Here is a 21,537-nt window from a genome sequence, read left to right as displayed (position 1 = left end):
GAAAAGGCGCAAATTTTAATTTGCGCCTTTTTATTTTTTAGAACCACTGATTCCAAGGAATCATATATAAAACTAAAGCTAATGCTATTGTATAGAAAATAGCAAGCACTTTAAATTTAGGCTTAGAAACCAATTTCTTTTTATGTTTAGAATAACCAATCGTAACTAAAGCAACAGCAATTAGCATAGTTGCAGGATGCTCAACAGCTAACTTTCTTACGGCATCATTTTTCATTACTTCTCCAACAGACATTTCATCAAAATATCCTTTTGTAAACCACAAAATAATTCCAAATAACAATTGAATGTGCATAGTAATTAGAGTAAATAGTGAAATTCTAAAATCTTTAGCATCAAATTCTTTATTGCCAAAAAACTTAATTAAAGCATTAAATGTTGCAATGACTAAGACTATCAAAACAATGTATGCCCAACCAGAATGTATAAATTGAATAGTTTCCATCTCAAAAAATTTAGGATACAAAAATACATATTTGCCAATTAAGAATACATCTTAATTAGCTACAGTTATTTTATGCTTTATTTCGTTGCCAAGTTCATCAACTACAGTGATGGTATATTCACCTTGCTGAGGTAAAACAGCCATATCGTGTATGTCTTTGGTTTGGCCAATAAAAGCATCGTCTATGTACCAATATAGCGTTAACTCTGGTTTAGAATGAGCTACTTTCAAGATTAAATCGTTGGTATTACCATCAAAATCTTTGGGTAAGAAAATAGTGTTTTGCTGATTAGGATAAATAAATTCCATATGAATTGCTGAAGTTTTTACACAATCATTTCTAAAAGGCGGTAAGGGTTTGTAAAACGGATTTTTAGTTTTGAAATAATATTCCTGAAGAGGTGGCAAAACAAACCAAGACGTTGTTTTTAAGTTTGAAACATCCTCACAAGAAGAATTCACTTGAAACTGCTCAGAAGCATCCAAATGTACCAATTTATGAAATGGACAAGGTGCTGTTTTTTGTCCAGAATTTTGAATAAATCTAGGCTCAATATCATCACAAGCTGTTGAAGCTCTGTAACCACTTTTCTTGCAAATACTCACTTCGATCATTTCGTCATAAGGCTTTGCAAACCAATCGCTTTTTGGCAGAATATCAAAGACATCAAACAAAATTGGTGCAGCCGTTTGTACACCAACCAAACCAGGTCGTCCTTCGCCATCAGCATTACCAACCCAAACACCAACCACATAATCTTTGGTGGTGCCAATGGCCCAAGCATCTCTAAATCCAAAACTAGTACCAGTTTTCCAGGCAATGTCTTGAGACGAATCGTAAAATTCCCAACTTTCATCGCTTTCAGGTCTGTTCACTTGTTTCATACTTTCAAACGTGAGATAGATAGAGGCAGCATCAAAAACAGACTTTTCAGAAACCAGTTTTCCGAAGTCGACTTTAGATTCAAAATTATAAACAGGTTCAATAAATTCGTTGGTAAAATATGCGCTGGAATGGTCATTAAAATGATTTAAGGTCGAAGCCATTGCAGCATAGCTTTTACATAAATCCCAAAGGTTACTTTCGGCACCACCAAGTGCTAAAGACAAGCCATAATGATTAGCATTGTACCTTAAATCTTTCAACTTTAATTGCTTCAAATAATGATAAAAACGGTCTAACCCAAAATCCTGAAGCATTCGCACAGCAGGTACATTCAATGAGCGCGATAAGGCTTCGTTAGCGTGTACTGCACCATCGTAAGACTTGTCGTAATTTTCGGGTTGGTAACTACCAAATTGTGTTGGTACATCAGCGACCAAAGTATGTGGTAACAAATCGCCAGCATCGAGCATAGCAGCATACAAAAACGGTTTTAAAATACTACCTGTGCTTCTTGGCTTATCAATAATATCCACACTTTTTTGATGTGCATTATCTGTTGGCGAATTGCCAATATAGGTCAAGACTTTTCTGGTTTTTACGTCTAAAACCAATACCGAAATGTTATAAATCTCATTTTGTTTTAAGCTATTGTAATGTTGTTTTACAATATGATTAGTTTGTGTTTGTAAGGTAATATCAACCGTTGTTTTTAGTCGCTTACCTTTATTATGTTTGGCTGTTTTTTGTAATAAATGCGGTGCGATTTGAGGTAAGGGATACGGTTTTTGCGGTAAAGTTTCAGCGACGGAAAGCTCGTAAGTGAGCTCATCTATAGTGCCATTATCTAACAGTTTTTTTAATAGGCGATTGCGTTTATCGAGCAGTCGTTGTTGATTTTTTCCCGGATAAATAAGACTTGGTGCATTGGGCAAAACTGCAAGGGTTGCACTTTCTGCCCAAGATAAATTAGAAGCTTCTCTATTGAAATAGCGCCAAGCTGCAGCATCGATGCCAACGACGTTGCCACCAAATGGTGCGTGACTTGCATATAGTTTTAAAATGTCGTCTTTAGAATGTCTGAATTCTAATCGTGTTGCTAAAATGATTTCTTTCAGCTTTTCGAGATAGGTTCTAGATTGTCCTTTTCGAGATAAGCGAATCACTTGTTGCGTGAGTGTACTTCCACCTCGTTTTACCGAACCAGAACTTATGTTTTCTTTTAACGCTTTAAATATTGAAATAGGATTGAAACCAGGATGTTTATAGAAATATTCATCTTCAAAAAGTAGAAGACAGGTTTTAAATTTTTCAGGGACTCTATCGGTTTCAGGAAATCGCCATTGACCGTCATCTGCAATTTTAGCACCTAACAATTCATTATTATTGCTGGTAATTACAGTAGCTGTTGGATCTTTAAAGAGGTCTTTTGGTAAAGAGAAATAATAAACTACAAGAAGTACAGCTAGGATTGCTGACTTTATTTTGTGGCGTTTTATATAGTTTATTAGTTTCATCTTGTTTTTGTCATTCTGAACTTGATTCAGAATCTAACTGTGAAATTTATAATGGATTCCGTGTCAAGCACGGAATGACAGTATAGACTACTATAGTTTTTGTTTATGAGATTCCTGATTTTTTACGAATTCGTATTCACGCTCAACTTTACAAATTTTTACATTGTACCAATTGTACCACTGCTCGCGACCTTTTTGTTGGGCGAATAAATGTTCAGTGTTGGCTTTCCAGTTTTTTATGGCGTCTAAACTTTCCCAATAACTTACAGTGATACCAATTGTGTTACGAGCACTTTCAATTCTAATAAAACCGTCTTGTTGTCTAGCTAAAGTTTCCATTTTCTCAGCCATTTTAGAGTAGCCTTTAGTGTCATCAGTTTGGGTTGATGTGAATATGACTGCGTAGTAGGGAATTTTGTCCTTCATTAGTATTTAATTTTTTGTCAGGTTGAGCGCAGTCGAAACCTCATATAATTTTAAGATTTTCAGACTGCACTCAAATTGACAAATTTACATTTCAAGAGCCTTTTGGCATCTCAAACTCAATGATTTTTTCTGTTACGTTATCTTCAAAATCCGTTAAAATCATTTTGATAAATACACGATTTGTCGACACACTCACAGGAAAATCCTTGACGTTATCAATGGTTTTTATATAATTCAACCAATCTTCGCCACATTTATCTACCACATCATCTTTTAAATCTTTCGTTGCTGTTTCAATAAATGTAATCCAATCCTTTTCAGTGTATGTCAAAGTCTCATAAGTATTAGAATTCAATTGCTTTAATGGCTTCCATTCGGTGTCAAATTGTGTCCACTCGTTAGTGTTGCATTTTGAATCTGCACTCATAAATGAGAAACTATTTTCATAACGTTGAAACAAGCTTACGTGCTTATAATCGCTATCTACTAATACAATGTTTTTGCCTTCTGGTGTTGCGTCTGTGTCAACATTGATGGTTGCCGTTTCGCTATTATTTAAATCGTGTGAACGCTTGTAGTCACTTGTTGCCAAGTTTTTAATTTCAACGTTTAAATCTTTTAATTTCAAACGAATGGTTTTGGCAATTTTTTCTGATGATAAATACCCATCAAACACATAACCAATATGATTTCTGGTTTCCACCTTAACCCATTCTCCACTTACTTTTTCGCCAGCATCGAGTACAACCAATTGTTTGTTGGTTTTTTCTAACACACCAATGGCTTCGCCATAAGCTAATTTCGTTAGCATTTTGCCGCTAACATCAGGCTGGTCTCTCAATGACAATCCACTTTCTGCCGATACATAAGCGCTTTGTTGCGCTGTTACTACTAGGATGTTGAATACAAATCCAATCGCTAAAATCATTTTTAAATTTTTCATTTTTTCTAAGTTTTAAATTGAACATTTTAGCGGTTTGTTCTCTTTGGATTCTTGTCTTCCGGACGACAAGTAGTTTAGCTTTTTTTATGTCATTCTGAACTTGATTCAGAATCTATTTTTCTATAAGTTCTCGATACAATTCTGACTTTTGGTCAGAATCACTCGAACAGACGTTGCTTTTATGAGATTCCTGCTTTTGCAGGAATTTTACTTCTCAACAGTAACCCATTGCCCTTTGTTACGCACTAAATAATCGTCATTATCGTACATAGCTTCGGCTTGCGCACCTGGTAAATAATAGGTGCCTAAATACGAAGCATTGAGCATTACTGTAAAGGTCTTAGTGCCACGTGTACCGCTTCTGTTCATATCAAAGAAGAAGTTTACACGGTCGTCTCTAATGTCAGTATATCTGGCTTGGCTTACCGTTGTGTCGCCAAAATCTGTAAAGCGTGTGTTGACGATATCCCAACCTGATGGGAAAATCTGAGTAAGCGCCACATCATTTACATAATCACTCGTAAGGTTAGAAATGCTTACCGTTGCAACAAAATCCTGACCTTGCTGTAATTTGGTAACATCAATGCTGTTGCCTTGTAAATCTTTATAGACTGTTGAAATTGAAAAACCACGTTGCACAGGCAGTTCTTCGCCTAATTTCAGTTTACCAGAGTTTAAAATTCTAACATAAACCACATTGTCTCTGTTGTTATTGACTGTTATTTGATTTACGCCATCATTCACAGGAATGTTACGTTGAGCAATGCCATTTTTAGTATCGATAGTTTCCGATTTTCCGTTTATGGAATAGCTTAGTTTTAAATCTTTTCCACCATTTTCAACAATAAGTTTTCCCATTGCCAATAAACTGTAGGCTGTGGTTTGCGTGCTCATCCATCGGTCACTAGACAACGATTTTGCAATGCTTTTAGCCAATTCAACTTTTTTAGAATCGTTGGTAAGCAGCATAGCTTCTAAAGCCATTGCTCTGTTTCGGTGTAACGACCCATAAGTGTAATTATCAGAATTGATAGGTTGAAAATCGATATTTGCAGTTTTTGCTATTGCTTGGCTTGCTTCCTTTTGTCCTGCCAAAGCATAAGCCGCAGCCAATCGCCATTTGGCATCATTCGAAATTTCATCAAACTCACGTAATCGGTTCATACTTGCTAAATCAGGACTTCCTGCCAATGCCAACGTGTACAGTCTGTAGGCTTGTGTTAAGTCACTATGATAATGTCTGTAACTTGGTCGCCAGTTGCGAGCCGCTTGACGTTGATACGCAATCCAGTTGCTCTTAAAGCTCAACGGTAAAACAAACCCTTTCTTTTCAGCTTCAATCATAAAATGTCCTGCGTAACTCGTTCCCCAATCACTTGCTGTGCGCTCGCCTTGCCAATAGCCTAGTCCACCATCAGGATTTTGGAATGTGCCCAAACGACGAATACCATTTTCAATATTTTGCTGCACTTCTTTTTTCTTTTTATCCGTTAAGTCGAAAATATCTGTTAAATACAACTGCGGAAATACACTAGATGCAGTTTGCTCGACACAACCATAAGGATAACGAATGAGATAAGCCATACGCTTAGAGAAATCCATTGGTGGCAAGGTTGAAAATTCTACCGTTGCATAGTTGGTGCCTGGCTCGCCAAAGGTTGAAAATTCTATCGTCTGATTGCCATTGGCAGCCAATTCCTTATCAATAACACGAGAGGTCATTGGGTTAGGATTCTCAACATCAATCTCTACTTTGTAGTTCGATTTTTCGCCATTTCCTGAAGCGATAACTTCAATCGTATTGATGCCTTTTGCTTTAGAAACATCCAATTCAAAATACACCATTTTTTCATCTGGTCTATCAAATTGAAGTGATTGTGTTTGCTGACCTTTTACAGTAATACCTTCACTTAATTTTAAGGATAGGTTGACGTTTTTCACTTTGTTTTCCATCGCAAAAACAGTTACCGGAAGCGTTACTTTTTCGCCAGGACTCAATTTGCGAGGCAAGGTTGCCAAAACCATTAAAGGCTTTTTAACCTGAACTGATTTTTCAGCACTTCCGTAAGCTTCTTTATTATTGTTTCCTGCTACAACCATTGTGCGCACAGCACCAATATAATTTGGCATTTTTAGTTGGTGCGTTTGCGTTTTTCCTGCATCTAAAAGGAAAGGACCTAAATATGTCACTACAGGTTTAAAGCGATTCGCTTTTTTGTTCTTTCCTTTGGCTACAGAACCATCACCACCAATGGCAAAGACTTGGTCTATACTGCCAGAATACGCGCCAATAACATCGTCAAAAACATCCCAAGTTTTTACACCCAATGCTTCACGAGCGTAGAAACTATTCCAAGCATTTGGTGTTTTAAATCGGGTTAAATCGAGTAAACCTTCCTCAACAACAGCAATAGTGTAAGTCATTGGTTTGTTATTCTTTTCAGATACTTTTATCTCGTAAGATTGCTCAGGTCTTATAACATATGGCATCTTAATTTGCGGCTCTAATTTGGTGGCTGGATTTTCTACCATCATAGGAATAACACCATACAAACGAATCGGTAAATCGTTAGATGTTATAGCGTGAGGTTGCAACAACGAAATATTGATAAACACGTTTGGTGCCATTTCTGGCGTTACAGGAATATCTACTGTGGTTTCGCCAGGTTGCGTTTTTACCCATTGGTGTTTTAAAACTTCCGTGCCATTTTCTATGCTGATTAAAGCTCTACCTTCACTATCAGATGGAAAGGTTAATTTTGCCGTTTCGCCAACATTATAGCTGTCCTTGTCGGTTGAAAAGACTAACATTTTAGCAGCATCCTTGTCGCCAGACGGCGAGTTAGACCACCAGTTTTTATAGAAATAGGCAGTACGTCCAGTTGCGTGACCACTTACTGGGTCCACAATTCTGATGAGGTAGCGTCCACGATCTTTTTCAGGAATATTGATTTTGAAGCTCGCTTTACCTGAGGCATCAGTATCAATTTCATATTGTTGCATTGGTCTGTGGTAATTGCTAGACACGTAGCTTGATAGGTTGTCGTAAGAGGAATTCCACCACCAACGCCATTCAATTTTATAGATTTTCACTTCTAATTTTTTGCGCTGAACAGGTTTTCCGTTGGCATCAACTGTAGCAATATCAAAGGTGTGATTTTCGTCTGTAAAGAAAGAACCGTAACGATTGCCTTCAGGCGAACGCAAACCAACAAAACTCTCATAAGGTGCGTACGGAACCGTGAATGCATCGAGTGAAAAATCGCCACCATTTTCAAAAGCACGAACTAGGAATTGTGCGTTTAACATTCCAGGTGCTTTTTTCCCAATGTTTAATGTTGAATTGACTTTTGCATTGCCTTCAGCATCAAGATTGCCTTCAAAAACATTAGTTTCTTCGGTGCTGAAATTACGTGTTGGGTCGTTGAATTCATAATTCTTATAACCATCAAAACTGGTGTATTTTGTTGTGAATTTTGCTTTAATTTCAGCTTTTAAATTCTTTGCTGGTGCACCGTGAAGCCAAGCCACATTCAAATCGCCTTGAAGTGGTTTGTTGTTGGTCAATACCTTGTCTTCAAAATCTATTTTAATTTTTAAACGGTTCGGTTTTACTGTTTCAATCTTCAAGCTTTTGGTAAAATTGGCACCACCAACCGAAACTTTAGCATTGTAATTTCCGGTTTTGTAATCTGCCGAAGTAGGCACTTTAAAATCGTAGAAATTATTGATGTTATCTACCGAAACTTTGCGATATACCAACTTGCCAACTGGGTCTGTGATTTCTAATTTTACAGGATGGCGTTTTGGTAATTTGTTCGCTTTGTCATTAAGCATAAAAGTTAAAAACAGACTGTCGCCAGGTCGCCAAACACCGCGTTCGCCATAAATGTAGCCTTTAAGTCCACGTTGTAGTCTGCTTCCAGATACATCGAATTTACTTAGCGACAGCGAATTACCATCAAACAATTTTACGTAACTCACGTTGTTACCTTTTTCAGCAACGGCAAAGGCTGCACGTTTTTTGGAATCAATTTCTACAATACCATCGTTGCTGGTAGTACCATTGGCAATAGCTTGTTGTTGGTAATTGTATAAGGTGATTTTTGTGCCACGTTCTGGATTGGTGTCCAAAATATTGGTCACTGCAAAAAAGTAATTGTTATCGTTGCCTTGCTTAGCAATAACACCAAGGTTAGAGCCAATTAGATTAGCAGCAATGCCTTTATTGCCATAGTTGAAATACGATTCTGTACACGGATTATTTCTTTCGCGATAGTTATAATTTCTGTTCTTATAGCTATAAGTAAGATTGTCCCAATAACGCTCTTCTCTTAAGTCCTGCTCTTCTTCAGAAATGTCTTCGGAAGCATAAACATCATCCTCATAATAGTCGTCGTAATAATCGTCATAGTAATCGTCTTCATCAACGTCTGAAGTTTCAACATTTGATGAACAATCGTATAAGGAATAGTCTTTTTTGAAGTCGATTTCTACACGATAAATAGCACCAGCATCTGCTTGTAAATATTTAGATAAATCGATGCTGTAGGCTTTCCATTTCCCTGTGTTTTGAGATGGATTTTGAATAAGTGTTATGGTCTCTTTAGCAATACGACGGCCAACATTTCTAATGGCATAACTGTTATCGCTATTGAGGTTATTGTCTTGTAAAAATTGAAGCACATTATCTTCAAAAAGCTTGATGATTCTCACATCCACTTTGCTCAAATTAACCGCTTCAAAATTGAATTTTAAGTCTTTTGAATTCGGAAGAATAGAACCACTGCTTATCAAACGTACCTGAGGTTTTAATTCTTCAAATGTTAAGGTTTGGGTATGTTGATTTTTGAGTTTGAAGCCATCTGTGTTTTTAATTCCTGTGAACACATCAACTCTGATGTTACCAACCAATTTAGTGTCTGGATATACTTTTAGCACATTACCATCGACGATATATTTTGGATTCTTTACATTTTGAAGTGTTACCAAACCAGCAAAATTCTGTTGCTTTTGTAATGGGTCTGAAAAGTTGATGGTAAGATGTTGCTCAGGATTTTGAATTACATTAGTTTCTATAATGGTAAAGTTGTTTTTACCAGGAATGTTGAGGTAGTTTTCCCCTTTGTTATCTGCGTTAATGGCCTTACCATCCCAAGACACAAGGACTTTGCTGTCTTCTATTTCGCGCTTAATGCTATCGATTTTAAATTCGAAATAACGAGACGTATCATTGCTTTCTAACCATACAATATTGAGGTCTTTTTTGTTTTGAGAAGCTTCTATCAATTTTTTAGCATCTTCTAGAGAAATTACATCTGCCGATTGTAACGTTCCTAAAACATATTGCCATTCTTTGCTATACGATTGTAAATTGTTGGTGTTAAGGTTGAAACTTGGTCTTATAGTTTTAAACTGAAAGGTGTAATATTCAAAGTCTTTAGGAATGTTTTTATAGATGTCGGCTAAGTTTACCGTTACCGTATATTCGGTGTCTGGCTCTAGATTTTCGTCTGGTGTAAATAAAAGCGTGTGCTTGTTTAATGCTTTTAAAGAACCTTGAACATAAGGATGTGTTTTTACGATTTTGGCATCAATACTTTGCTCAGCTTCCCAGCCACTAACTTCTTCAGCTAAATTAATTTTTATTGGGTCAGCTATAGATACACGACCAGAAGTAGTGTAGCTGATGTAATCACGAAATTTGAAAATGTTATCGGTTTCAACAGGCTTTTTTTTACAAGAAAGAATAAAAGTTAGCGAGAGTAGGATTAGAAGGTGCTTTTTTAACTGCATAGCTGATGATGGATTTAATAGTAAAACGTTGACTTAAAAAGAAGGGTAGGTGCTTTCTTGTTAAATACTTACGCCAGTTTTTTGTGATTTAGATTTTGGGTATTTGTTAAAATGTTCTTAAAGTTAAGAAACGTTGTTTTGAGTACTTTTAATTTAATGAAAAATTAATGAGAAGTTTTGAGCCCATCCCTTAATCGCTTCGTCGCTGAAGCTATGAAGCGTAAGTGACCCTTCCCGAGAAGGGAAACTTTTACGAAAAGACTATTTTTCATATATCCCAATCGTCAATTCTCCTTTGTCATTCATTGTGGCTCTGTACATACCAGCTGTGTTGAAGTCTGCCACCATATTTCCGTTTTTATCCACAGCTACAATACCACCATCACCACCAAGTGCTTTAACTTTATCGAGAACAATTTTAGCAGCGTCTTTAAGGCTTAAGCCTTTGTATTCCATCAACGCTGAAATATCGTGAGCAACTTGTGCTCTAATAAAATATTCTCCCCAACCAGTGCTCGATACAGCACAGGTTGCGTTATTAGCATAAGTACCCGAACCAATAATTGGTGCATCGCCAATTCTACCATAACGTTTATTGGTCATTCCTCCTGTTGAAGTGCCAGCAGCAAGGTTCCCGTTTTTATCAAGTGCAGCACAGCCTACTGTCCCAAATTTTGAATTTTTAATATCGGCATCGTAAAAATCTAAGTAAGCAGATTCAGAGTTGATTTCACCTGATTTTTCGGCTTCACGTTCCTTAACACGTTTTAGGGATTCTAATCGGTTTTCGGTGTGAAAATAAGATGGATCAACGAGCGTTAGGCCTTGTTCTTTTGCGAAGATTTCTGCACCTTTACCTGAGAGCATTACGTGTTTTGACTTTTCCATTACAGCTCTTGCTAAATTAATTGGATTCCTAACTGTAGTAGTGCCTGCAGATGCACCTGCGTTTAAGGTTTTTCCATCCATTATAGAAGCATCGAGTTCGTTGGTTTCGGCATTGGTAAACACAGCACCTTTTCCTGCATTAAACAATGGTGAATCTTCTAACACGTTAATAGTTTTTTCAACGGCATCAAGACTGCTTCCACCATCTTTTAGAATATTATAACCAACTCTTATGTTATAACCAACTCTTATGGCTTCTTCGAGTTTTGCTTTGTAAGCAGCTTCTTTTTCAGGAGTCATATTCTTTTTAAGAATTGTGCCTGCACCACCATGAATAATAATGGCAAATTCTGCAGTTTCAACTTTTGAAGTGGATGTCGCCGTTTCAGATTCATTTTTAATATCAGAGCTACTCTCGTTTTTACAGGATAAATAAAGTGAAAACACGAGAAGGCAAACGAGAAGTTTTTTCATAATAATAGCTGATTTTGTAAGTGCTTTAAAGTTACGTTTTAAAGTCGCAGACTTCAAGCTAAACTGATAAATTATTAGTAACTTCGTGGCAAATTTTAATAATTCATAAAAAAAAGACGTATATGGAAGCAATTGCTACCGATTTCGGAATAAAAGAAGCTTTAAAACAATTAGGTGTTAAAGATGTTAACGAAGGAACTTCTACAGGCTCAAATAGCTTTGGAAGTGGTGAGTTAATTTCATCTTATTCTCCAACAGATGGACAATTAATTGGTAAAGTTTCTACAACAACCAGAGAAGACTACGATAAAGTTATAAAGACAGCTCAAGACGCCTTTTTACAGTTTAGAGCAATGCCTGCACCGCAAAGAGGCGAAATAGTAAGACAATTTGGTAACCGTTTAAGAGAGCTAAAAGAGCCATTAGGTAAGTTAGTATCTTACGAAATGGGTAAATCTTTACAAGAAGGTTACGGAGAAGTACAAGAAATGATAGATATTTGTGATTTTGCAGTAGGTTTATCTAGACAGTTAAACGGACAAACTATTCCTTCTGAAAGACCAGGACATGTTATGAGAGAGCAATGGCACTCTTTAGGTATTGTTGGGATTATTTCAGCATTTAACTTCCCAGTTGCTGTTTGGTCTTGGAATACTGCTTTAGCATGGGTTTGTGGTGATGTTTGTGTTTGGAAAGCTTCAGAAAAAGCACCACTTTGTGCTGTAGCTTGTCAAAATATTATTGCTGAGGTATTAAAAGAAAATAACTTACCAGAAGGTATTTCTTGTATTATAAACGGCGATTACAAAGTAGGAGAGTTTATGACAACAGATCATAGAATTCCGCTAATTTCTGCAACAGGATCTACACGTATGGGACGCATTGTTGGCTCTACAGTTGCCGAGCGTTTTGGTAAATCTTTATTAGAATTAGGAGGAAACAACGCTATAATTATTACACCAACCGCAGATTTAAAAGTAGTTGTACCAGGCGCAGTATTTGGTGCTGTTGGTACTTGTGGGCAACGTTGTACAAGTACGCGTCGTTTAATTATTCACGAATCTGTTTACGATAAAGTAAGAGACGCTATTGTAGGTGCATACAAGCAATTAACTATTGGTAACCCATTAGACGAGAAAAACCACATTGGACCATTAATTGATAAAGACTCAGTAAACACATACTTGTCTGCAATAGAAAAAGCAAAAGCTGAAGGTGGAAATGTACTTGTTGAAGGTGGTGTTTTAGAAGGTGAAGGTTACGAGTCTGGTTGCTACGTAAAACCAGCAATTATAGAAGCAGAAAATGACTTCGATATTGTACAAACCGAAACTTTTGCACCAATTTTATATTTAATGAAATACTCTGGCGAAGTAGAAAATGCAATAGATATGCAAAATGGAGTTGCGCAAGGATTATCGTCTGCAATCATGACTAACGAAATGAAAGAAGCAGAAAAATTCTTATCCTTTGCAGGAAGTGATTGTGGTATTGCTAACGTCAATATTGGTACTTCTGGCGCTGAAATTGGAGGTGCTTTTGGAGGTGAAAAAGAAACTGGTGGCGGACGCGAGTCTGGATCTGATGCTTGGAAAGTGTACATGCGTAGACAAACCAATACTGTAAACTACTCAGATCAGTTGCCTTTGGCACAAGGTATTAAGTTTGATTTGTAGAGGTTAAATAACTAACAACTAGTAAAGCCATGTCGAGAGATGTGGCTTTTATTTTTTAAACATAAAAAACCTTGCCTTAGATAGACCTTTTTTTGGTCAGTTAAGGCAAGGTTATATAATTGATTAATAGCATATCAAAGATGCAGATTATATCTTTTTGTTTCCTAATTTTTTGATGAATGGTAGAAAAAAATGTATAATCTGCATTTGTTTTGTTTTTGCTATCGATAATGTGTAGGAAAATCAAGTTGAAAGCGCGTAAAAATCCGATAAAAATTAATTGTATTTTACCTTTCTTAAGATTCTAATGGTTTCTTTATAAGACTTATATAGGTCTAAATTGTAATTTTTTATGTAAGGTTTTGCGTATTCTAGTTTGGGTAGTGCATCTTCAAAACCGTTGAGGTAACAAATTAGATAGCTTGCGGCTAAATTGTTTAAATCTGGAATTTGATGGATTGGAATAGTAATTCCTTTTTCAAGCTTTTCGAGCAAAGCATTATTAGTGTTGTATATGTGGTATAATACTTTTTTGTCGAACTGTGGTGGTTCGAAGATTAAATTGGCTTCAATAGAATAATTAGCATTATTATCAAAATGAATAATCTTTTCTTCGAGTTTGTAATATTTATAAGATTTTTGAAGACCTAGCCTTACGTATTCTACAATCTTAAATGAATCTTCGTTATAAAATATAGCAACTTCATCTAATGCCGAATAGAATAAACGCACTTGCTCGTTAATCATTTCTATGTCTACTCTAGAATAAAAAACTTCGTCTTTAACATGCTTTTTTTGCCCAGACCAGCAGAGTACAAAATACTCTTTGAAGACTTTGTATTGAGGATTAAAATCCTGGCGCTTGTTCATAAAATCGAATACACCATTTAATGTCAGCTCAATGTTGTTTTGTGCGTGGTTTTCTATAGCAGCAACAATCTTAGAGTTAACATCTTTAATTTCAATATCAAAGACTTTTGGCATACTCATGCTACCATCTCTAAAGAAAACGGAGCCTCCGTAATACTTCCAGATATTTTTGCGTAGCGAAGTGATTTTGTCAATAGGTCTTATAGTTACCAAGCCAACAACTTTGTCGTCTGGCAAATGCGGAAAGGGAATGTTTTCGTATTGAACAATTGGTGGATTGGTGAGATAGGCGTTGATGAGGTTTTGTATTTTGCTATCATCAAAAAAGTCGGTACCAACAACTTTGTTGTCTTCGTCTTCGACACCAATAACGATGTAAGAGTTGTTTTTAGGATTGCTGTTAGATAGCGCACAAATGTGTTTTAAAAACTTAGCTTTTCCTTCTTTGTGGCTGATGTCAACTTTTCGCTTTTTGTCATAAAAACTGTTCTCATCGTTGTGAGCCAGTAGATTTTTTATGAGGAGGCGTTTATTGATCATAACATGTCTTGTTTACAGCATTTCTAATTCTTTTTCTAGGTTTTGTCTGGCGCGATTTTCATGAGTAATCTGATAAGTTTCTGTAAAATATAACGTTTCTCGTTCTAAAAAATGTCGAAGCACTTTTTTTCGACCAGATCTGTACATAAAATTAGGGTATATTTTATATTCTTTTCTGATTTGATGAGTGTAATTTTTGTAGATCTCCCAATCAGATCCGAGAATAGATAAATCAAAATCTAAAAGGTAGGCATTATCCAGATTGTTGTCTAAAATAGCCGTATGATTTTTTGTTGAGATAATTAGGTTTTGAATTTTCTCTATATCTACGTTGAAGTTTTCTAAGCTAGTCTTGGCGAAGTGTGCGCTTTGTGCTTCGTTATCCTTTTTAGTGGATTTATATATTATGTCATGATACCAAATTGCAAAAAGTAAAGCGTCAAAATCTATAATTTTATTTTCAAAGTTTTTTGCTTGGTGAAGCATATTTTGAATATGTGAAAGCGTGTGATAATATCTATTCTTTTCAGAGTAATGTTTCGAAATCTCTAGCCAAAGAGAATTTATTAAAAAATCATCTTTAGTATATTTAGAAGCTAAACTAAACCATTGAGATTTGATGTCTACTTTCATTAGTCCTTCTTCACAATAGTAGAACTCGCTTGCGCAGTACAAAACATCAAGATGTCTGCTATATTAACATGAGCAGGTCTGGATACAGCAAAGTAGATAACTTCCGCTACATCTTCGGGTTGTAGGGCTTTGTAGCCTTTATAAACATTGTCAGCTTGGCTTCCGCCTTTAAATCGTACTTGTGAAAATTCAGTTTCTACTAAACCGGGATTTACTGCAGAAACTTTTATGCCAAAAGGATTAAGGTCTATACGCATGCCTTCAGTAATAGCTAAAACTGCGTGCTTGCTTCCGCAATACACATTACCTTTTGGGTAAACTTCTTTACCTGCTGATGAGCCAATGTTAATGATGTGCCCAGATTGACGCTCTGTCATTCCGGGAATTATAGCTTTGCTAACATATAGCAAGCCTTTTACGTTAATATCCATCATGGCATCCCAATCGTCAAGATTTCCATCTTGTATTGGATCTAATCCATGCGCATTACCTGCGTTGTTAATTAAGATATCGATATTTTGAAATTTTGCTGGTAATGAAGCAATGGCTTCAAGCGTTTTTTCTTTATCGCGTACATCAAAATTTAAAGTATAAACATCTGTTTGTTTAGATAAGGCTTTTTTAATGCTGTCTAGTCGTTCTTGCCTGCGTCCGCAGAGTACTATGTTGATGCCGTGTTTGGCAAATTCGTGTGCAGTGGCTCTTCCTATGCCACTTGTGGCACCTGTTATTAATGCTGTAGGCCTCTTTTTCTTTCCCTTAAGGGGAAAAACACTGTTGCTCATAATATTCTTTGTTTAAAAATTTCTTAAGGTTTTGACGATTCTACCACTATTAACATATTTACTTCAAGGGGTTTTATTTATAGCCTTTCCATTTGGATGGGTTGGGATGGAGCTTTTTTAAGGAACTTTATGACCTTGACTTGCTACCAATATTAAAAACCAGTCTTCGAGCTCTAATTCAATTTTTGAGGCATCAACAGCTTGTTTTAGTCTGCCTTTATTTGTGGTGCCAACAACTGGGTGAATGCCTGCAGGATGTTTCATAATCCAGGCTAATAATAGTTGATCTTCGGTGGCATTGTATTTGTCTATCAACTCACCAAGTTGCTTGTGTATACGTCTGGTTTGCTCGTTATCTTCTCTAAACACAGAGCCTAATGGAGACCAAGCCATTGGTTTGATTCCGTTTGTTTTGATGTAGTCTAGTGTGCCATCATGCATTGCTGAATGTTGCGTGAGTGAAAACTCAATTTGGTTGACGTCAATATCCATTCGTAAGCCAATCATTTCCATTTGAGAAGGTGTAAAATTAGAAACACCAAAATCTCTAATTTTCCCGTCTTTTTTTAAGATCGTAATCGCCTCTGCTATTTCTTCGGCAACCATTAAAGGGCTTGGTCTATGTAGTAAAAGAAGATCTAGATAATCTGTTTTGAGGTTTTTTAGAGATTCTTCAACAGACCAAATTATGTAATCTTTAGAATAATTGTAGTGTTTTACTTTATTGTTGCGCTTGTCAGCTAAATATTGAATGCCACATTTAGATATTAACTGAATGTCTTTGCGGTTAATACCAGAATCTGTATAGGCTTTTCCAAAATCAGCTTCGGTTGTATAGGCTCCATAAATATCGGCATGGTCAAATGTAGTTATATTGTTAGCAAGGCAATGGTGCATTAGATCAGCCATTTCTTTTTTTGAGAGTTGCTTGCCCCAACTTCCCCAGGTCATTGTACCTGCAATTAATCGAGAATATTTCACTTTTTTTTCAAGTTATGTGGATTTTTTTGCAATTGGTGTATAAAAGTACAGAAAACCTATAGATAAAAGGTACCTTGATGTGTAATTATTCTATTTCTCCAAATCATGAAACAGCTACTTATTTTTAAACCATTATTATACCTTCTAACCTTGGTTGTTTTTGCTAGTTGTACTAAAGAAAACATAGAGGAAGCGATTGCTACATCGCAAATTACAGTAAGTCTTAAGAGTTCTAATCATTCTGATGGTAAGGTGTATGTAGATATTCAGGATGTTCAAATTAGAATCAATGAAAATGCTCATGATTCTGATGCATGGATGAGTCTTAATACAATTAATCAAGGGGCTTTTAATATTTCAGATTTAAACGAAAATACACCTTTGCTTCTGGTAGATAATTTTAATGTTGAAGGGCATTATGTTTATGAAATTAGATTGGTACTTGGTTATAACAATTTTGTGGACATCAATTCTGTGTTGCACAGTTTGGATATAGAAAACACAACACCTTCTAATTTAGTAGAAATGCAACTAAATTCTAAGAGACGATATGACATGGTCATTGATATAGACTTAGAAAAGTCTGTTTCATATAGTGCTGATGAAGATATGATGGTTTTAGCCCCAAAATTATACACAGCAATACGTCAAATAGAATACTAATTGCTCCTGAAAGATTCTGCATTATCTCTTCATTTTTCAAAAAATCCTTTCAGTTTTAACATCCAAATATGTGTTTTGGACGTATATACTTTAGTAACCAAAACATAAATTATGAAATTATTAAAGCAGTTAATTGCTACATTTCTTATTCTATTTGCTTTTTCTTGCAACAACTCAGATGATTCTAACAATAATTCCTCACCTACCCTTTCTGTTAAATTGGTAGATGATCCAGGTGATTATGAACATGTGTATGTTGAGGTGATCGATGTTAAGGTAAAGTACGATAGTGAAGATTTTGATGAAGATGATGATGTAAATGGCTGGCAATCGGTAGGTGTTATTTCACCAGGTGTTTATGATTTGCTTGAGCTTACTGGAGGTGTAAGTTTGCAATTAGTGGATAATGAAGAAATTGAAGAAGGTACAATTAAGCAGGTTCGTTTAATTCTTGGTGATGATAACACAGTGGTTTTAGAAGGTGAAACAGAGGCCAGACCTTTAAATACACCTAGCGCTCAACAATCAGGTCTAAAAATTATGGTAAATCAAGAAATAATTAATGGATTTAATTATGATTTTATTCTAGATTTTGATGTCGATGAATCGATTGTAATGGCTGGAAACTCTGGAAATATTAACTTGAAACCAGTATTAAGAGCAAGCCTAGAGGTAAACTCAGGTAGTTTATTCGGAAGTGTTTCGCCTGATGACGTGCCGGTAGAGGTAGAGGCAACAAATGGTATTATTACGGCTTCAACTTTTACAGATGCATCGGGTAATTTTGAAATTCTTGGTTTACCAAGTGGTATTTATACAGTTACAATTACTCCAGATGATGACGCTATGATTAGCCCAGTTGTTATAGATAATGTTGAAATAATGGTTGGTCAGGCGACTAATTTAGATACGATAGTTTTAGAGTAGATAGCAACTCATTAAAATATAAAAGCGCGATATTGTTACGATATCGCGCTTTTTTTTAACCAATTGTTAACAGCAACTACCGAATAATTTTAACATTTTGCATCACCTAATAAATCACTAGAAAAGAAAAGCTCTTATACTTAACAAATATGGAAGAAACGAGTACAGTTGACATTAAGTCAATTAATGAAAAGATTGAAAAAGAAAGTGCATTTGTAGATTTACTAACCTTAGAAATGAATAAGGTAATAGTGGGTCAAAAACATATGGTAGAACGTTTGCTAATAGGTCTACTTGGTCAAGGACATATTCTCTTAGAAGGTGTGCCAGGTTTAGCAAAAACATTAGCTATTAATACATTGTCTAAAGCCATTGATGCTAGTTTTAGTAGAATTCAGTTTACACCAGATTTATTACCAGCAGATGTTGTAGGTACGTTAATTTACAACATTAAAGAGAATGATTTCTCAATTAAAAAAGGTCCAATATTTGCAAATTTTGTCTTAGCAGATGAGATTAACCGTGCGCCAGCAAAAGTTCAGTCTGCGCTTTTAGAAGCCATGCAAGAGAAGCAAGTGACTATTGGAGACGAAACCTTTATATTAGAAAAGCCATTTTTGGTAATGGCTACACAAAACCCAGTTGAGCAAGAAGGAACATATCCTTTACCAGAAGCTCAGGTAGACCGTTTTATGCTAAAAACGGTTATTGATTACCCAAAGTTAGACGAAGAACAACTTATCGTTAGAGCTAACTTAAGAGGAACATATGATAAGGTAAATCCTGTAGTTTCTATTAGCCAAATTCTAAGTGCGCAAAATGCCGTTAGAGAAGTTTATATGGATGAGAAGATTGAAAAATATATTTTAGATATCATCTTCGCAACACGTTATCCTGAAAAATACAGACTTGAGGATTTAAAACCTTTAATTTCTTTTGGTGCCTCTCCTCGTGGTAGTATCAATTTGGCAACTGCAGCTAAATGTTACGCGTTTATTAAGCGAAGAGGGTACGTGATTCCAGAAGATGTTAGAGCTGTAGTGCACGATGTATTACGTCACAGAATAGGAATTACTTACGAAGCCGAAGCAGAAAATGTAACTTCAGAAGACATCATTAACAAGATTGTTAATGAGATAGAAGTGCCTTAGACGTCTCATTTCTATAAGGACTCTCATCAAAATGCATGAGTCGAGACCAAAAGAACATTAATCTAAATCATTTTTAAATTTTTTGATTAGTAAATCGTATTGATCTACAAATAAAAAGTTAAGAACACACTTTGAATTTAAATCAGAACATAAAAGTAAAAGACGCTTTAAGGCGAGGGCAAAACCGGATTAATTATGTCTGTGTTTCTGTAGCAATTGTGTTTTTAGCAGTTGTGCCTCTTTTTTTGGTTTTTGTTTTTAGAGATGATCAAAACAATATTGCTCTAATCACTGGAGGAATCTCAAGTGTGTTAATAGGGTTTTTTTTTCCTTTTTATTGGTGGCTTAAAGAAACTGTGCGTTACAAGATTTGGGCAGGGAAAAATGTGAAAGATATACACAGGTTTTACGAAGAAGCGCTTTCTAAAAAATACATTACAGAACATAAATTCTTAAAAAAACTTGAAATAATATCAAATGAACAAAAGAGGGAATTAAAAAGATTCTTTAATGACAGGTTAGATAAGAAGAGAGAGATTATAAGAGATGTCAATGCAGATATTGCAAGAGAGACTGTTTTTAAATCAAACAATATGGTATCAATTATTATTTGGATAGTTCTTATGATTGGAGCTGTTTATTTAAAATATACAGAATCAGTAAATGATAGAATGGTATATTTCACAATTGTAGCCGGAGGTGTTCTTATAGCGTATGAGTTATATAAAATGTTTAAGTACAAGTACATTTTAAAAATTAACAAAGAATACATTTCTTATAAAGATAACAAGGAAAAGATATTTTGGAAAGACATACTGTCTTTCAATATTGTAAGAGCAGGACAATATAAGCCAGGAGAACTAAATATTATTACATCTAATGAAAGCTATTCGCTCACGCTAGAAGGCATTGTGAATAATAGACTCAATAAAGTTTTGGACGTGTTAAATGAAAATAAACATCGTTTTGAGATTAATAATTTTGAAGCGTAAGAAAATATGGATACCAAAGAGCTTCTAAAAAAAGTACGAAAAATAGAGATTAAGACACGTCGTTTGTCTGATCATATTTTTGGAGGCGAATATCATTCTACCTTCAAAGGTCGTGGTATGACCTTTTCTGAAGTTCGTCAGTATCAATTTGGTGATGACGTAAGAAACATTGACTGGAATGTTACAGCACGTTACAACGAACCGTATGTAAAGGTTTTTGAAGAAGAACGCGAACTGACTATGATGCTTGTGGCAGACGTATCTGGCAGTAAGTTTTTTGGAACAAAAAATCAATTTAAAGATGAGATTGTTACCGAAATTGCAGCAACATTAGCATTTTCTGCAACACAAAACAATGATAAAATAGGTTTGATTTTATTTTCAGATGAAATCGAACTTTACATTCCGCCAAAAAAAGGACGCTCTCACGTATTAAGAATTATCAGAGAGTTACTAGAATTTCAACCAAAAAGTAAAAAAACAAACGTAGCCGAAGCGTTGAAGTTTTTGTCTAATGTTATGAAGAAAAAAGCCATTGTTTTTGTGCTTTCAGATTTTATAGCAGACGACTATAAGCAAAATCTTAAAATCGCAGCTGGCAGACACGATATTACAGGTATAAGAGTTTATGATAAGCACGAAGAAACGATTCCAAATATTGGAATGGTACAAATGGAAGACGAAGAAACAGGAGAGTTACTTTTGGTAAACACAGCATCTAAAAATGTAAGACTGAATTACGGCAAGTTTTACAAAGAAAAAGTGGATTATTTTAAAGATAGCTTTACCAAATCTGGTGCTGGTAGTATAGATTGTCGTGTAGATGAAAGCTACGTAAAAAAACTATTAGGGTATTTTAAACGAAGAGGATAGAGCGCGATAAGTGCTATGATTATCAATGTAAAGTAAAAGTAAAGGTGATAAAGAAT

16 protein-coding genes are annotated in these 21,537 nt (G+C 35.5%); 6 read left to right on the top strand and 10 right to left on the bottom strand.

All coding sequences use genetic code 11. The annotated features are described in order from the left end of the window. Positions 1 to 37: 37 nt before the first annotated feature. The 6 genes from P7122_RS09610 to P7122_RS09585 form a co-directional block, all read right to left on the bottom strand. On the bottom strand, positions 38 to 463 hold the full coding sequence (locus P7122_RS09610; protein ID WP_278005573.1) for a hypothetical protein: 426 nt from the start codon (positions 461 to 463) through the stop codon (positions 38 to 40). Between the two features lie 51 nt (positions 464 to 514). Beyond that, positions 515 to 2,863 carry a penicillin-binding protein 1C gene (pbpC, locus tag P7122_RS09605; protein WP_278005572.1) on the bottom strand — a complete coding sequence of 783 codons (2,349 nt, stop codon included), beginning with the start codon at positions 2,861 to 2,863 and terminating at the stop codon, positions 515 to 517. Between the two features lie 90 nt (positions 2,864 to 2,953). Continuing rightward, a complete protein-coding gene (locus P7122_RS09600; protein ID WP_278005571.1) occupies positions 2,954 to 3,289 on the bottom strand; it encodes an antibiotic biosynthesis monooxygenase family protein in 336 nt (111 codons plus the stop codon). A gap of 91 nt (positions 3,290 to 3,380) precedes the next feature. Continuing rightward, the gene (locus tag P7122_RS09595; RefSeq protein WP_278005570.1) at positions 3,381 to 4,232 is read right to left on the bottom strand and encodes an SH3 domain-containing protein; all 852 of its coding nucleotides are present in this window, start codon (positions 4,230 to 4,232) and stop codon (positions 3,381 to 3,383) included. Between the two features lie 207 nt (positions 4,233 to 4,439). Beyond that, positions 4,440 to 10,028, bottom strand: a complete 5,589-nt coding sequence (locus P7122_RS09590; RefSeq protein WP_278005569.1) for an alpha-2-macroglobulin family protein — start codon at positions 10,026 to 10,028, stop codon at positions 4,440 to 4,442. Between the two features lie 261 nt (positions 10,029 to 10,289). Further along, a complete protein-coding gene (locus tag P7122_RS09585; RefSeq protein ID WP_278005568.1) occupies positions 10,290 to 11,390 on the bottom strand; it encodes an isoaspartyl peptidase/L-asparaginase family protein in 1,101 nt (366 codons plus the stop codon). Between the two features lie 122 nt (positions 11,391 to 11,512). On the opposite strand from P7122_RS09585, the gene amaB reads away from it, so the two are divergent. Next, positions 11,513 to 13,066 (top strand): L-piperidine-6-carboxylate dehydrogenase, encoded by a 1,554-nt coding sequence (gene amaB, locus P7122_RS09580; protein WP_278005567.1) that lies wholly within the window; start codon positions 11,513 to 11,515, stop codon positions 13,064 to 13,066. 276 nt (positions 13,067 to 13,342) lie between these two features. On the opposite strand, the gene P7122_RS09575 is transcribed toward amaB, so the two are convergent. From P7122_RS09575 to P7122_RS09560, 4 genes are all read right to left on the bottom strand, one after another. Beyond that, positions 13,343 to 14,476, bottom strand: coding sequence for an ATP-binding protein (locus P7122_RS09575; protein ID WP_278005566.1), 1,134 nt, complete (start codon positions 14,474 to 14,476; stop codon positions 13,343 to 13,345). Positions 14,477 to 14,488: 12 nt separating this feature from the next. Further along, the gene (locus P7122_RS09570; RefSeq protein WP_278005565.1) at positions 14,489 to 15,109 is read right to left on the bottom strand and encodes an HD domain-containing protein; all 621 of its coding nucleotides are present in this window, start codon (positions 15,107 to 15,109) and stop codon (positions 14,489 to 14,491) included. After that, positions 15,109 to 15,894: an SDR family NAD(P)-dependent oxidoreductase gene (locus P7122_RS09565; protein WP_278005564.1), complete on the bottom strand. Its 786-nt coding sequence runs from the start codon at positions 15,892 to 15,894 to the stop codon at positions 15,109 to 15,111. Before P7122_RS09565 ends, P7122_RS09570 begins: the two co-directional genes overlap by 1 nt. A 117-nt stretch (positions 15,895 to 16,011) precedes the next feature. Then, on the bottom strand, positions 16,012 to 16,875 hold the full coding sequence (locus P7122_RS09560) for an aldo/keto reductase (protein WP_278005563.1): 864 nt from the start codon (positions 16,873 to 16,875) through the stop codon (positions 16,012 to 16,014). A gap of 105 nt (positions 16,876 to 16,980) precedes the next feature. On the opposite strand from P7122_RS09560, the gene P7122_RS09555 reads away from it, so the two are divergent. The 5 genes from P7122_RS09555 (at position 16,981) to P7122_RS09535 (ending at position 21,481) form a co-directional block, all read left to right on the top strand. After that, a complete protein-coding gene (locus tag P7122_RS09555) occupies positions 16,981 to 17,538 on the top strand; it encodes a DUF4382 domain-containing protein (protein WP_278005562.1) in 558 nt (185 codons plus the stop codon). 111 nt (positions 17,539 to 17,649) lie between these two features. Then, positions 17,650 to 18,465, top strand: a complete 816-nt coding sequence (locus P7122_RS09550) for a DUF4382 domain-containing protein (protein WP_278005561.1) — start codon at positions 17,650 to 17,652, stop codon at positions 18,463 to 18,465. Between the two features lie 149 nt (positions 18,466 to 18,614). Continuing rightward, entirely contained in the window at positions 18,615 to 19,616 is a 1,002-nt protein-coding gene (locus P7122_RS09545) for an AAA family ATPase (RefSeq protein ID WP_278005560.1), read from the top strand. Positions 19,617 to 19,747: 131 nt separating this feature from the next. Next, positions 19,748 to 20,608 (top strand): hypothetical protein, encoded by an 861-nt coding sequence (locus tag P7122_RS09540; protein ID WP_278005559.1) that lies wholly within the window; start codon positions 19,748 to 19,750, stop codon positions 20,606 to 20,608. A gap of 6 nt (positions 20,609 to 20,614) precedes the next feature. Beyond that, positions 20,615 to 21,481: a DUF58 domain-containing protein gene (locus P7122_RS09535; RefSeq protein WP_278005558.1), complete on the top strand. Its 867-nt coding sequence runs from the start codon at positions 20,615 to 20,617 to the stop codon at positions 21,479 to 21,481. Positions 21,482 to 21,537: the final 56 nt, after the last annotated feature.

The organism is Winogradskyella marincola, from assembly GCF_029624125.1.
GTDB classification, from domain to species: Bacteria; Bacteroidota; Bacteroidia; order Flavobacteriales; family Flavobacteriaceae; genus Winogradskyella; species Winogradskyella marincola.
Note: the sequence above shows the minus strand (reverse complement) of the source record. Positions and strands in the feature narration are given on the sequence as shown.